At 45.8% G+C, this 15,379-nt stretch carries 10 protein-coding genes; all 10 read right to left on the bottom strand.

Annotated elements, in window-relative coordinates; genetic code table 11:
- Position 1: 1 nt before the first annotated feature.
- The 10 genes from HP439_RS01480 to HP439_RS01435 are packed head-to-tail and all read right to left on the bottom strand — an operon-like array spanning position 2 to position 14,683.
- Entirely contained in the window at positions 2–982 is a 981-nt protein-coding gene (locus tag HP439_RS01480) for a TatD family hydrolase (protein WP_172388575.1), read from the bottom strand.
- Entirely contained in the window at positions 963–1,811 is an 849-nt protein-coding gene (locus tag HP439_RS01475; RefSeq protein WP_172388574.1) for an EboA domain-containing protein, read from the bottom strand. The genes HP439_RS01480 and HP439_RS01475 overlap by 20 nt, the downstream gene beginning before the upstream one ends.
- An 11-nt stretch (positions 1,812–1,822) precedes the next feature.
- The gene (locus HP439_RS01470; RefSeq protein WP_172388573.1) at positions 1,823–2,620 is read right to left on the bottom strand and encodes a 3-keto-disaccharide hydrolase; all 798 of its coding nucleotides are present in this window, start codon (positions 2,618–2,620) and stop codon (positions 1,823–1,825) included.
- A 17-nt stretch (positions 2,621–2,637) separates the two neighbouring features.
- Positions 2,638–3,795, bottom strand: a complete 1,158-nt coding sequence (locus tag HP439_RS01465) for a Gfo/Idh/MocA family protein (protein ID WP_172388572.1) — start codon at positions 3,793–3,795, stop codon at positions 2,638–2,640.
- Positions 3,796–3,812: 17 nt separating this feature from the next.
- On the bottom strand, positions 3,813–4,850 hold the full coding sequence (locus HP439_RS01460; protein ID WP_172388571.1) for a sugar phosphate isomerase/epimerase family protein: 1,038 nt from the start codon (positions 4,848–4,850) through the stop codon (positions 3,813–3,815).
- A gap of 26 nt (positions 4,851–4,876) precedes the next feature.
- Positions 4,877–6,088, bottom strand: coding sequence for a cupin domain-containing protein (locus HP439_RS01455; RefSeq protein WP_172388570.1), 1,212 nt, complete (start codon positions 6,086–6,088; stop codon positions 4,877–4,879).
- Between the two features lie 10 nt (positions 6,089–6,098).
- A complete protein-coding gene (locus HP439_RS01450) occupies positions 6,099–7,172 on the bottom strand; it encodes an aldose 1-epimerase family protein (protein ID WP_343043498.1) in 1,074 nt (357 codons plus the stop codon).
- Between the two features lie 7 nt (positions 7,173–7,179).
- The gene (locus HP439_RS01445; RefSeq protein ID WP_172388568.1) at positions 7,180–9,879 is read right to left on the bottom strand and encodes a c-type cytochrome; all 2,700 of its coding nucleotides are present in this window, start codon (positions 9,877–9,879) and stop codon (positions 7,180–7,182) included.
- Positions 9,880–9,923: 44 nt separating this feature from the next.
- Positions 9,924–11,405: a RagB/SusD family nutrient uptake outer membrane protein gene (locus HP439_RS01440; protein ID WP_172388567.1), complete on the bottom strand. Its 1,482-nt coding sequence runs from the start codon at positions 11,403–11,405 to the stop codon at positions 9,924–9,926.
- Between the two features lie 11 nt (positions 11,406–11,416).
- Positions 11,417–14,683, bottom strand: coding sequence for a SusC/RagA family TonB-linked outer membrane protein (locus HP439_RS01435; RefSeq protein ID WP_172388566.1), 3,267 nt, complete (start codon positions 14,681–14,683; stop codon positions 11,417–11,419).
- Positions 14,684–15,379 lie beyond the last annotated feature (696 nt).

Genomic DNA, 15,379 nt, shown 5'->3' with positions numbered 1-15,379 from the left:
GTTAGGATATAATAATTGATTCTTTATTTATCCGCGGCTGCTGACCTCCTCGTAAAATTGTATTTCCCTCGTATTTTTCGGTTGGGTCGGCAAAGAAAGTCTCGTCAAGCTTGTTAATATCCAAGTGTTCGTGAATTCGAAAAGCAGCTAGAGCGTTGTGGTAAGTTACTTTCTCCACGTCTGCTTTAGTAATTCCACTTTGTAGCATTAAAGCGGCAGTTTTGGGTACGGCAAGTGGGTCGCTTATCCCCCAATCTGCCGCTGAGTTTACCATGATGCGCTCCGGCCCATATCTTTTGACAATCTCTACCATTCGTTCATTGCCCATCTTGGTGAACGGATAAATAGTGAATGCGGCATAGAAGCCGCGATCTAGAACCTCTTGAACAGTTTCTTCAGAATTGTGATCAATGATCACCGATGCGGGATCTAATCCGTGCTCTAGAGCAATATCCATACTGCGCGTGGTTCCTTTGGTTTTATCACGATGAGGAGTATGCACTTGCACCGGTATTCCCGCCTCTTTAGCCAATTCAAGTTGGGCGCGATAATATTTTTCTTCCGTCGCCGTCTGATCATCAAAACCGATCTCACCAATTCCCAATACGCCTTCTTTATAAATGAAGTGAGGTAGGAGTTCCATAACCTGTTCTGCTAGGGCTTCATTGTTAGCCTCCCGGGAGTTCAGACCGATCGTGCAGAAATGGCGTATTCCAAATTGAGAAGCGCGAAAACGTTCCCACCCGATAAGACTATTGTAATAGTCTTTGAAAGTGTCGATGCCTGTTCGTGGCTGTCCGACCCAGAAAGCAGGTTCGATGACTAGTAATACCCCGGCGTCGAATAGAGCCTGATAATCATCGGTGGTGCGCGATACCATATGAATATGGGGATCGACGAATTTTAAATCTTTTATGATGTCGAAATCCAGCGGCATGGGTCTTCCCATGCTTGCTGGATTTCTATTTAGTTCTGTACACATTCCTTAAGTTTAAATAGTTCTCTAATAGTTCCTCGCTGCTTTTGGAGACCATTTCTTCCGTATTCATGGTCCTTTGGGCATTTTGAAGAGACACTTGCTCGCTAATGTAACGCTCGTCCGCTTTCATCGACTTGTTAAGCCTTTCCGTTAATATCCCTACCGCTCGTGGAGGTAGATTGTCCTTGGCAAGTAACCACAACAGAGGGTGTATTTCCCGTTGGGCCGAATCTCTTTCGTAGATATAATCAACGATCGATGCTTGAAGTTGATCATTATCACGCGCAAGAAGACCATAAATATAAGGAATATCCTTTTCCGTAAAAAATGCTTTTAGCACCATTTGGTTCCAGGCGTCCTCATTAAGGTTCTGAGCAGGATATTTGTTGTGCTCTATGATGGCCTGTTGTACTGGACCGATGTTACTGCGAATCCCGATCTGGCAGCGCTCTATCCAAAGTTCCGGATAGCGGAAGATATTGAGCGCAGAATACAACGCTGTAAGTTCCTGTACGTCGGCGTATTCGAATAGCTTATCGATAAATGATTTGTATTCCTTTGGCTCGTCATTTATTAGACTGAGCATCCAAACCCGAGCGAGTCGTAAGACCGTCCACTGATTAATAATCAGCGGATGGTCTTCACTACTTGCTATGCTTATGATTGTTTCTTTTGTTTGCGGTGTTAACTTCCGAGAAAGAGGGAGATAAACCTTGTTGAAATTTGATTTGTAATCGGATAAAACCAGCTGTTCAGCTTGTTGTAAATAGCGGCTCTCCTCGGGGCTGGCCTTTGCCAGTAGGCTATCCCGTAGTTGCACTTTCCATTCCATACTCTATCGTTCTAAGGCTCGATCACTTTTATTTTCATGTCTTTGTACTCAATCTTCATGGGAGGACCCACGTGAACTTGGACACCGATCAAGCCTTTGTCTTTACGGTTCTGTGTATCGTTATCTGTGACCTCTGCGATAACTTGTCCGTTGAGTAGATGCGTGAGCTTGTTCCCTTTGGCCCTTATTTCAATTTCATTCCAATCGTTTGGTTTGAGGAACGCTTGCATCTGTTGATCTGTAGCTATCGTGTCTATTACCTTCAGATTGGTCCACGCATTGCCTTTGGACTCCCCCTTGTTTTCTGGTGTTGGATTGAGGATTTCCGTCGACTGACCTCTGTATGCAAGTGTTGTACGCTTGCGCTCTTCGTAGTTTTGTCCAGTGTAGCGATTTTGGCCGTCGATGTCTGCTTGGTAGCCTTTAAGGGCGTTTGGCAGTTCTGTGAATAGGTCGCTGCGGTAATTAATCCCGCTATTTCCTTTTTCAGAAATTTTGAATTGTGCTTTCAACTCGAAGTCACCGACTTCCCCTCCCTGCCATATTAAGAATGTATTGTTTTTCAACGGTTCTTGGTCTTCTCGTATTTCCCCTTTGAGGATGCCGTCCTTCATGTGCCAGTAGGTGGTGTCTCCCTTCCATCCTGCTAGGCTGTTGTTCTCAAACATATCGACGAAACCGTCTTGTTTAGCAGAATCGGCGGCGGCAGTAGCGTTTGTCGTGTCTTGGTTGGCACTGCTACCTCCACAGGCTACGAGTAGTGCCGACAGTGCAAGGCTTAAGTAAGTGTTTTTTATTATATTTTTCATTGTGTGGGTGTTTGCTTTTAGTTATTCCAGTCTACGTTGGTATCTTCCCAGCGCCTGTTTTTTGCCGAGTCGATTACTGCTTCGCAGACTTTTTGAGTCTCTAATGCATCACGGAAGGTCGGATGGCAAGGCTCGCCGGACTCCAAGGCCGCAAGAAAATCAGCAACTTGATGTACAAAAGAGTGCTCATAGCCGACGGACAATCCAGGTACCCACCATTTGTTCATATACGGTTGGTCACCGTCGGTCACATGGATTGAGCGCCATCCTTTAAGCGTCGAGTCATCGGAATTATTGAAATATTCTAGGCGGTTAAGGTCGTGTAGATCCCATTTTAGTGAGCCGTTTTCGCCGTTGATTTCAAATGTAAACAACGCTTTGTGTCCACGGGCGTAACGTGTAGATTCGAATAGACCTAGAGATCCGTTTTTGAAGTGACAGTGGAAAATAGAAGCGTCGTCTATCTTTACATCTTCAAGCTTACCGGTCTCCTCATGCATGCGTTGTTTCACGAAAATTTCTGTTACAGCTGAAACATCTTCTATGCCGCCGTTAAGCCACATGGCAAGATCAATGCAGTGTGCTAATAAGTCTCCTGTTACTCCAGATCCAGCGGCATCAGCATCCATTCGCCAAAATGCGCGGCCTCCTTGTGGGAGTTCTTCATTGATTGTCCAGTCCTGTAAGAAGTTGGTGCGATAGTGGAATATCTTCCCCAGTTTGCCGCTCTCTATGATTTGTTTAGCAAGCGTTACTGCTGGCAGACGGCGGTAGTTGTACCATATAGTGTTTTTTACATTATTCGTCTCCACTGCTTGAACCATCTGTTCGCCTTCCGCTAGATTTCGCGATAACGGTTTCTCGCAAAGCACCATTTTTCCGGCCGCAGCGGCAGCAATAGCTATTTCCATGTGCATATTGTTGGGTGTGCAGATATCGACAGCATCGATATCCTCACGCGCAATAAGCGCCTTCCAATCGGTCTCGTATGATTCGTATCCCCATTGCTCGGCAAAGGCCTTCACCTTGTCTTCACTGCGCGAACAGACGGCCTTTAGCACAGGGGTGTAGGCTAGGTCCGGAAAGAAGTTGCTTACTCTATTATATCCGTTGGAGTGCGTTCGTCCCATGAATCCGCAACCAACTAATCCAATTCTTAGTTCTTTCTTACTCATATTGTGTTTCTTTTTTGTTAAACGGTCCAACCGTTTGCGTTTCTCACGTCGATTAAGGCTTTAAGGATGTCGTTCCATGTTTGCTGTTGGTGCATAACTTCATTGGGGAACATACAACCGTCCCAGCAAATATGATTAAAAGCCTTGCTTGGGTTTCCGTTTTCATCTTTAAGCCAGTAACCAGCGTCTTTTGCAATGTTTAGTCTGCCATTTGGATCTGTTGGCAAACAGTGTCGTCCTGTTTTGTCATGTGATCCAGAGCCAAATACAGTGCCGTCATTTTGTGCGACGTGAAAGTCTATTGTCCAGGGGCGTAGCTTCGAGGTTAGGAATTCTAGGCCTCGTTCCAGCTCTTCTCTATCGTCCCAGGTAAAGTCTGGTTTTAAGATGCGATCTTGTGGGGCGTTGTATCCCAATAAGTAGAGGAAGGTGTGTGACATGTCAGCTTGGAAACCAATATTGTCCCGATCCACCTGCTCTAGGGTATCGAGCATCGTTTTCCAACTTTGCATCCCACCCCAGCATATCTCGCCCTCTGCCGCTAGGCGTTCGCCGTATTCAGCAGCGACATCGCACGCTCTGCGGAACGTTTCAGCGATAAGCTTCGTGTTTTCTACTGGATTCTGCGCCCATTGTTCGACGCCCGTTGCCGAATCGATGCGGATTACATTGGCTGTACGTATGCCTTGGTCACGGAGCTTGGAACCGATCTGCGCTGATTTTCGAACAGCCTCTACAAATTTATCGCGGTCTTGTGCGGTTCCCATCGCCGAACCACCGTCAGGGGGCCATATGGGCGCTACTAATGTTCCTATTTCCAGGCCGTAACCGCCGATTTTGTCGGCAATAGCTTTGATATTGTCATCTGAAGGGTCGAGTTTGACGTGTGCTTCAAATAAACCTAAATCCACGCCATCGAATTTTATGCCATCTACTTCCGCTGCTGCTGTTTTTTCCAGCAGTTCGTCTAGCGAGATGATCGGCTCTTGGTCTCCTTTTCCCACAATGCCGGGCCAAGTGGCATTATGTAGTTTTGGTCTGTTGTATGTGTTCATAAAAAGACATTTTATGGGTGAAAAAATTAACCTTCTATTACTAAATCTGGATTGTCCGGACCAAAATGTTTTAGCATAACGATTGGATCCGTTTGCGAATGATTTTGAATGGTAACACCTCTCTTTGCGGCCTCTTCAGATACGAAGAATTCATCATTGGTTAGCTGACCATAACGGATAAGCGCTGGTGTTTCGATGCTCCATTCATTTAATTTTCCATGTCCCTGCATCATGATCAGGCCGTACGCAGCGGCATCGGTGATCGTAACTGTTTGTCCTGGAAATACAGTAAGCTCTTTGGCGCTGAAAGCAGTTGATTTGTAGCAGACCCATTTTTCGGAATATCCGGAGGCTGCCATTTTTGCTTCGTCTTCAACAGGCAAAGGTGCCATAAATCTATTTTTCATCATGTCAGGGTCAACGTTAAGATCCCAGTCGATGATATCCATTAGCGCATCGTAATCTCCTTTTTTCTCCTCAGGTACACCCTTCCAAAGTAGTTCTTCAGGAATGATCGCTTCGTTCACCAATGATTGATACATTGCGAACACGTCGGATGCCTTTTGTGGCTCGTATGTGCAAAGACTTCCTGGCGCGTGCAATAATCCTGGAGGAACGTCCCATCCGGTGCCTGGTTCTAGGCGGTAAGCTTGAGAGTAATTGGTGATCTTGTTGTCTCCTTTTGAAAAATTTTCAAGGCACTCTTTAATTTGTTCTTTAGGTGTTCCTGGAGCAATTCCAATGAACGTGTAAGGGAAATCGCCTCCGTGGTTATTGAGCTGCGGGGGGAAATAATAAGCTTCCGGTTTGCCATCTTGCCCAATATCCGCTGCTTTTTCGTCGTTATGATGGATATGGTGCGGTAACGGCCCCATGTTGTCGAAGAATTTTGAGTACATAGGCCATGCCTGGTATTGATTCCAAATGCGATCACCGATAAGCTTTCCCTTCAAGTGATTCACGCAGTCTGAAAGTAAAACCTGTTCTGTTTTACCATCTTGTTCGTACACGACGAAGCTTAAACCTTCGAATTCGCCTGTCAGAGGACCGTTTTTTGCTGGTGTTGTCGAAGAGAACCAACGTTCATCGATCCCACCACGCTCGCCGCCGAGCACATAATAATCATCGGGATGAAGTTTAATTCTTCTCCCTGGTACACAAAACGACCGAGGTACCCAGTTTGGTGCTAAGCGTAATACTCCTTGTCCTTGTTCAAATGCTTTTTCGATTATTTCCATTCCTTTACGTTTATATATTTATGTATGAATTTACGAATTCTGTTAGTTTATCTGTGTCTTTTATTATTTCGAGCTCCAACGCATATTTCCTGCTTTGCCCTGGCGCAATTTGGATGAGATCACCGTTTTGGCGTGTATGTTTCTGTCCAAGCGGAAGGTGTGTCCCTGGCTCTAGCCCTGCAACATATTCGCCTTTGCCCCAATGTTGCCAATTGGTAAGCCACGGGAGTTGTTCTTTGAGAAAACTTAAGCGCAGGGCCAAGCCGAGTTCTTTATTATAAATACCACAGTGCGCTTTACCCTGTGGGTCTGCATCTATGTCTATTAATGCAGCCTCTTCCCCTGCTCCGCGGTGACTGTCCATGGGTTTTGGACAGGTATGGAAGTCGGACCCCTTTTTGAATATACGCGCATGCTCTTCCCCTTCGCGGGATGTCCAGTCTCCTTTCCACAAGAGTTTCGATCCTGGAGCCACTAAGGGATAGCCGAAGTTCATATGGTAAAGTAACATGTGGGGGACATCGATGTTACCGATATTCTTTATTTCATCTTCCAGATAAATCGTGGGCTCGCCAAGGAAACAACGTATGGTGCGTTTAATTTCTATGTTGTACCCCAGCGGGTGCCCTTGAAATATCCTGCCTGAAATATACATCTCGTTGTCACCCGCGTTTAGGTCGGGCTGCTTTATAGCGAGAAGTTCGGCAGGGGTGTTGCTGTATTGGTCGTGTAGTCCACGACTGCCGTAGGTATCCTCCTCGGGTCCCCCGACATGCGTAACACCACAGGTTGTAAGCAGACCTCCACCGAAGGTTCTCAGCCAGTTTACTCCTGTATCAGAGAATGGTTGCGGAGCGGTAACGCCGAGCCTTGATAGCCACACGAGGTTGTGCTCCTTGTAGCTGGCATCAGCGATATCCATTCCTCGGTCTATTACCACTTTAAAACGAAGGCCGGCGCCCGTATTCACCCACGCAATACGGGTACCTTTAGCCCTTCCGTTATCTAAAACAGAGGTTTCGATGCCGCCGACCTGCGCATGGTGGGAGACCAACTCTAACCATTCCTTTTTTGTGTTGTTCACGTTGTTATTAGTTTTTCTTTGTATATACCTCTGCTTTGTCGTTTCCTCCTGACATGATGTAGGCGATAATGTCGTTAAGCTCCTGCGCATTCAAGCTGTTGAGCGTTCCTGGGGGCATGATCGATACTTCCGATATCTTAATTTCCGAGACCTCTTTCTTAAGGATTTCCTTGGTCACTTGCGGAGCATACGGGTTTTGGGAAATGATGTATGCTTTTTCATTCTCACCCATCAGTCGTCCTAGTTGTTTCGTGCCATCCTTCATATGGAAAAGTTTTGACTCGTATTGGTCTGAAATCACTTTGCTTGGCTCAATGATCGCTTCTAACATATCCTTTTTGGAGAAGCGTGAACCGAGCTGCGTAAGATCAGGACCAACTGATCCGCCCGTACCTTTCATCGTATGGCATGAGCCACAATTTATAGCTAGAAAGAGCTCTTCTCCTCGCTTGAAGTTCGGTTTTATGCCTGCCGAATCTAAATATTTGATCGCGGTATCAATTTCCCATTTTCTACCAGGACCTTTAGGCGGAGGTACGCTTGAGGCAAGACGATTCCCGGCTTGATTTACCAGTGAGTCGCCTGATATCTCGGCGAAATGTGCTTTCTGATCTTTCGGTAGGTTTGCTAGAGCTATTTTACGCGCTTTGTCTATAAACCCAATATAACTGTTTCCGCCTTTATATCCAAAGGCTTTATAGTACCATTTGAAGTATTGTGTCTGCAAGTCCTCTGTCCAACCCGTTTTTGCTTCACTAAGCATGGTCGCTAAGTATATCTGTTGTGCTGGTGGTATATTGGCCAGCATGTCAGCGATGGCAAGACCGTACTCTGGGTTACGTAAGATGAGATTTGAAGAGCTCATGAAATTGGAGCTGCTCGTACTGTCATCTTTCGCCGAGTAAAGCAAGGGAACGGTTTTAGCGACTACGGTTTGATCGTCGATGGCGACAAGTATTTTTCCCAGTCTGCGATTTACGGCATTCACCTTAGAGGGGTAGAGAGCCGTCAGGCGGGAGGCAAGTGCCGTCGCAGTTTGCCCTTCAGGTTTACCCATGCGGGAGACAATAGTCTCGTATACGCGAAGAACGTTTAGAAGTTTTTCCTCTGTTATTCTGTTCAGAGGAATAAAGGCCATACGGGCAAGCATTTGATCACGCAAAGCGGGACTAGGGGTTGCGGCTCTTGTCAGTGCAAGTACTCCTTCGGTTAGTTTGGTGATGCTGCGTTCGGCGAATACCAATGACTGCCATTCTTGAAGGGGCTGGTGTTCGATAGCGATACGTGCGGCATAGCGAACGTGGCGGTCGGGGTTCCCAAGGTGTTCCCACATTTTAGCGGCCGTGCCCGGCGCAGATGGCTTGTGATACTGTTCTATCTCTTTACGTAGAGCAAATTCTGGACTAAGTTCAGTGTCCTTTTGTTTGTTTTTGTTAAGATCTATTTTGTCGTGTTTTTTATAATAAACGCGGTAAAGGTCCGACTCAAGTTTGCGTCCCCCGGTTAAGAAGTAGAGGGCTCCGTCGGGACCGATCTCTCCGTCAGTGAGCGGTAGTGGAGAGCCAGCAACAAATTCTTCTGCTTTGGCTTCGTAGGTAGCGCCTTTCGGAGTTAGTTGAACTGAATAAATAATTCCAAAGCTCCAATCGAATGCTAGCAGGCTGTTGCGATATTCATCGGGAAAACGTGCTTTGCTTGCGTATAACAGGTTAGTAGGTGATCCTTGGCCAACATTTAGAAGTGCCGGTAAGTTGTCCAGATAACCTTCTTCCCATTTGGCATTACCTGTACGCCATCCGAATTCAGCACCCGAAGTCACGTGTAGAAGACGTGTCGGGCGGTACCATGGCATCCCAAAATCCCACTCCATATCCGAATCATAAGCGAACAGTTCACCTTGATCGTTAAAGGCAATATCAAATGTATTACGATACCCAGCACTTATCAGCTCCCAATTTTTGCCTTCGAAATCTGTTTTGGCGATCCAGCCCCCGGGTTCTTTACGATCGGTGGCGTGACCTTGAGGATCAAGGATATGAGGAAATAAGTTGTCGCGCTTCCATGTTGCAGGCAATCGGTAACTGTCCATTTCTGGTAGATCGGTGTGGTTACCGGCTACGATATAAAGAGAGGTGGAATCAGGGCCCAGAACGATACTGTGCGGTCCGTGTTCTCCTTCTCCATTTAAAGCGCGCATCAGCGTTATTTTGTCCAGCTTGTCGTCCTTATCGGTATCTTCCAAGCGGTATAAACCGCTTCCTTTAGCGAACTCTTCGTTAGGGAAGTGATTTATCATTACGTACAGGCTGTTATTTGCCCATAAAAGACCCTGAGCATAACCGATACCGACCTTCTGTGTGGTATCCGAAGGATTCTTTTTTTCAACCGGAAAATCTAACGGTTCTATTTTTGGTTTCACCGTGCTGTCCGATCCGATAGGCGGAAGCTCGATGCGGAATAGACCTCCGTACTGGTCGGAAGTGATCATGCGCCCTTTATCGTCGAAAGTCATAGCGACCCAAGATCCCTTTTCGTTATCCGAAGGGGAGTAGATATGATCTATCGCGAATCCCTCGGGAATCACGATCTTCTGTGTTTTGGGATTCGTATCTACAGGTTCCTGTTTGTCTGATCCTTGGCAGGAACTCAAAACAAGCATGGCGATGCTTGTTTTGAGGATGTTTACGATTTTGTTCGTTTTTAACATTATTTTGGGTGTTTAGTTTTTGGTTGAAAACCTTTCGTGTGCTTCTACCATCCTGGGTTTTGTTCGATTCCGTTTACCTGGACCTCGCGCTGGGGGATAGGGAGTAAAAGTTTGTGGGGAATCACGCTGTAAGAAGCATTGCTCAGTCTGGAGAGGCGTTTTTTCTCTTCTTCTCCATGCGCATTCATCACGTCTTCCGCTTTTCCAGTCCGTAATAACTGATACCAGCGGTGGCTTTCGAAAGCGACTTCTACTCGCTGCTCGTCAGCAATCTTTTGACGCAACGCATCTTTGGATAGTCCCGATAATGGCTTCAGTCCGGCCCGTTTACGCACCTGATTTAGGTGAACGTAAGGATCGCCCGATCCGGTTTCGTTAAGCGCTTCGGCAAGCATTAATAATACGTGCGCATATCGGTATACCGGCCAATTCTCATTGGCGCGTCCGTCCTCAATATAAGGCGCGTGGTAGTATTTTTTAATGAATGGCATTTTCCCATCAAATGCTTTCGCTTCAGCATAAGCCGAGTTTGAGGGATCATCAAAAAGTTGTATTGATTTATCCCTGCGCAGATCCCCCGGCTCATATGCATCGTAAATACTTGGTGTCGGAATATTGCTACCTCCAAGGTTTCCGGTGAAACCTACAAGCTTCAATTTGGCATTCCGAGGGCCGAAAAGAAAGATGAAATTACTGTTTTCTCCTTCTATGGATGCGTCATATTGTACCTCAAAGACAGACTCTTCGTTGTTTTTGTCGTTTGGATTAAAACAAGAAGCGTAATCTGGTGCAAGGGCGTAACCCAGCTTGGTTACTTCGGTAAAGTTTGTTACCGCTTCGCCGTATTCTTTACGAGTAAGATACACGTCGCCTAGTAATGTGTAAGCAGCACCCTTGGTTACGCGTCCGGCGTTGTTTTCATCGTAGCGTTCAGGTAAACTAGCAATGGCATCTTTCGCATCTTGAATGATAAGAGCATATACTTCATCTACCGACGCTTTTCCTTCGGTAAAGGCATCGGAAGGATTAACAACTTCTGTTGAATGCAACGGTATTTCGCCGAATAACCGCACCAAATGGAAGTGCGCGAATGCGCGAAGGAACTTTGCTTCTCCTTTGTACTGTTCTTTAAGCGCTTGATCGCCAAAAGGTACCTCTTCGATACGGGAAAGGATAACATTAGACTGTTGAACTATGCCGAACAGCAGTGACCAAGATGTGTTCATATAGGTGTTGGATGGTGTCATCAAGAACTCATCAATCTCCTCACGCTGCTGCGCTCCGCGATCTGTCGCGTCAAATTGATAGTTCGTGTTATCTGCCCGCATCTCCGTTAAGGCGTTAAAATCGCTAGTATATAAGCCTTGCAGCTGGCTGTAAACGCCGTTTACGGCGCGAAGGACTTGTCCTTCATTTTCGTAATAGTTGTCGCCACTAGAAAAGGTGTAAGGTTTTACATCTAGAAGGTGGTTACATGAACTCAGGCTCAAAAGACCGAAGCCCAATACTATATATTTCAGTTTCATAGTCGTAATTCTTAAAAGTTGAAATTCAAGCCCAAAGTGTAAATTCTAGGAACCGGGTACGATCCATAGTCGATACCGGGTACGAGCGGACCCGTATCAGCACGGTTCATATTGGTACCTTCTGGATTTCCCTCATAGCCGGTAAATAGGAAGGGGTTTTGAAGATTTCCATAGATTCTAAGGTTGTTTATTACGCCGCCAATACTTTTTGGAAGCGTATAACCTACCGTAATGTTGCGAACCCATAGATAGTCCGTCTTTTCAACAAATAACGAGTGGGTATCGCGGTACATCACCCGTCCTCGTCCACTACCATTTGTTGTTGGAACAAGGCCACTTCCTGGATTTTCTTCCGAGCGCCAACGATCAGCGATCTCCTTCCGAACGTTGAATACGCCATCGATGTTGTCCGTATAGAAGCGTGTAGCGCGAAGCATTTCCTGTCCAACTGAACCGACCATCATCATGCGGAAGTCGAACGCTTTGTAGGTGAAGGTGTTTGTCATCCCGAATGTGAAATCCGGATACGGATTACCAATCACGTCAAAGTCGTCGTTTGGTGTGATCTCTCCATCACCGTTCACGTCACGCATACGCAAGTTCCCTGGGATTGCCCCTGGAAAGGCCGCGTAATTTTGAAGGTCTTGTTCGTTTTGATATATTCCGTCGACTATGTAGCCAATGATCATCCCAACAGGCTCGCCGATACGGGTGATATTTGTAAAGTTCCCTTCGGAGCTCTGCCCCGAGTAAATAGGATCACTACTTCGTCCTAGCGCGATGACTTTGTTGCGGTTGAAAGATATGTTGAAATCAGTGGTCCAAGTAAAGTTATCGCGGACAAAATTTTGAGATGACAGGGAGAATTCCAGTCCGGTGTTCTCAACATCTCCTCTGTTTTCTGTTACAGTACCGAATCCCGACGATTGTGGAATTGGCGTGTTTAGAAGGAGATCTAGGGTATTACGCTTATAGTAATTTGCGGTAAAAGTTAAGCGATTATTCCAGGTTGTAAAGTCTAATCCAATGTTCAGTTCTTTCATCCTCTCCCAGCCTAATAAGCTGTTACCTAGTGTAGTCATGGTACGTCCGGGAGCGAGCGAGCCTCCAAAGATGTAGTTTGCCGTCCCAATGTTGGCGAGCGAGGCATAATTAGGAATATTGAAGTTCCCACTACGTCCGTAAGATGCTCTAAGTTTCAGTTCATTGATCCATTCCTGGTCTTTTAGGAAATTTTCTTGCGATAAACGCCATCCAAGGGCTATCGAAGGAAAGGATCCCCAGCGATTGTCTTTCCCAAACCGGGAGGATCCATCTGCGCGGTATGAAGCGGTAACCAAGTACTTATCTAGATAGGAGTAGTTCACACGGGCGAGGTACGAAATTAGTCCCCAGTCTTCAATCCCTGTTCCCCCTGTGATGCGTGCTGCAGCATTTAGTGTTCGTATATCATCGTCAGGATAGTTAGATCCGTTAAAATTGGCGCTCTTAAGTTTCTGCATCTGGATGGAATATCCAACAAGTGCACTTAAAGAGTGACCATTATCGGTGTTAAGCTCGTAATTTAGAGTGTTCTCATTTGCCCAGTTTAAATATTGTGCTCTGCCGTAGCTTCCTGAAGGGATTGACAGACCTGGCGCGTTTTGGTTAGGAATAATAGATGGTCTAAAATATTCATTGCTTTCATCTTGATAGTCAACGTTGAAAGTTGTTTTGAATTTCAAGTTATCTAGAATGCTGTATTCAGCGAACGTGCTCATCAGGATTTTAAGCTTTTCATTTTTGTTGGTACGTTCTTGAAAGAATAATACAGGGTTTGGGTTGCCGAAAGACCCTGGAGAGACAATATATGGATTGAGAGATCCGTCCGGATTATACATTTGTGCCACTGGTGTTGTGATCTGAAAGAACTCATCACGCCCTTGCCCGTTGATACCGCCATCTAAGTAGGTAAGGGTTGGCGCGATGTTCATTCCGACTTTCAGCTTTTTGGATAGATCGCCATCAACATTAGCACGTATCGAGAAACGTTCGAAGCCAGAGTTAAGCATTACACCCTTCTGGTTTAAATAGCCGGTGGAGACGTAGGAGCGTATGTGCTCATTGCCTCCTGAAAAGTTGACGTTGACATCGGTCATCGGTGCGACCCGGGTTACCTCGTCGTACCAATCAACGCCTTCGCCTAAAGCCGCAGGGTTACGGTACTCTTCCGGAATATCTTCTATTGTAGGCTCTCTTCCCTCTTCGAAGCGAATTTTATCTTCTATAGCTTCCTTACGAAATTGTGCAAACTCTTGTGCGTTCATCAGGTTCGGCCGTCCTTTTTGCGGGACTTCTTGCAAACCTGTGCTTGCCGATACAGCAATGCGTAGGGCGCCGCCCGACCCTCGCTTGGTGTTGATCAAGATAACACCATTAGACCCTCGCGAGCCGTATATGGCTGTCGCTGAGGCGTCTTTCAAGACACTCATCGACTCGATATCGTTTGGGTTTAGGGTGGCTAGCGGATTGCTTCTTTCACTTGAAGAGGCTGGTACGGGAAAGCCATCAATGACATAAAGCGGCTGGCTTCCTGCACCGATAGCGCCTATGCCTCGAACCTGTATTTTCGGTCCACCGCCTGGCGTTCCATTTGAGGTACTCACCTGAACGCCGGATATTTGACCGGTAAGCGCTTGGTCGGGACTAGAGATGGCCTGGCCTCTGATGTTTTTCATGGATACCGTGCCCACGGATCCAGTAACATCTTTTTGTTTCTGGGTTCCGTAGCCGACGACCACGACTTCCGAGAGCGCTTCTGACGAACTCGCTAAGGTAATATTTCGTTCCCCGGCTGTATTTATTATGTGCTCCTGGCTGCTAAGACCTACCCCCGCGAACGTTAATGTTTGGCCTTTTTGTAACTCGATTTCGTATTTACCATTTTGATCCGTTGAGGTTGCCGCGGACGTACCCTTAACCTGCACGGTCGCGCCGGGTATTGGTAATCCTGCCGCGTCTGTGACAGTCCCTGTTACTTTTATTTTTTGTTGCTGCAGGAATGTATTTGCTCCCGCATAAGCACTAACGGACGTCATATTGTTGCTATTTGATTTGCTCGTTGTTACAGCTTCTGCCGCACCAAGTTGAGCTAGTAGTAGCGCTGGGAAAATGAGAGAAAGTTGCAGAAACCTACGTTTAGGGTCGTTCCCTAGAGTAGGCCTGAATACTTTTTTAAATCTTACCGTTGGCGCAACTAAACGTTTTTCATTGGTTTTGTTTAATTGGTCATATTGCATACCTTTGTACGATTAAATGGGTTTAACATTAAGAGTGTCGATGCTCTTGGTTTGTTTTAATACCTTTGATACATAGCCGATGGTGCGGGAACACCATCGGTTTTTTTATTGTCATAGGGTCCTGTACAGCTTTTAGCCTGCTTCTAATTTACTCATAGTACTGTGTTTTATTGTTCTGGTTTATTGGGTAGCCTAGGTTGATAGTTACCTCTAATTGTAATCTCTCTTCTCAGGGTGCTTAATGATGTAATTAAGCGACCTAAAATCAAATATAGAAAAGCGTTTTAGCAAAGGCATCCTGTACTGTCCTGTATATTTTCGCGTGTAAAGTTCTAAAAATGTATAAATAACAGTTATTATGTATTTTTCTCGTTATCAATGAGTTGAGTGTTGTTTTTGCGCGGGCTTTTTTTCTTTTTTTGCGTATCCATATTTAACAAAAAAATGCGCAAAATTATCGTTACGAATCTTTCTTTTTTAATTGTAGTTATTGACTTATTTCAGACATATTTGTCGGCATACGAAATAGCGACTGATCTGCTTTTCTTTTGCCTCCCGAAGTCGATAAACTCGCATCTTTTTTGTTAAAACACAATCAAGAGCGAAAAAGATAGTTTGATGCTGGATTGTCATGTAAGTGCAGGATGGATCTTTGAGAATACTTCGTTATTTTGACGAAAATCTAAACGCTAACCG

The organism is Sphingobacterium shayense, from assembly GCF_013179575.1.
GTDB classification, from domain to species: domain Bacteria; phylum Bacteroidota; class Bacteroidia; order Sphingobacteriales; family Sphingobacteriaceae; genus Sphingobacterium; species Sphingobacterium shayense.
This window is presented reverse-complemented; position numbering and strand designations above follow the sequence as displayed.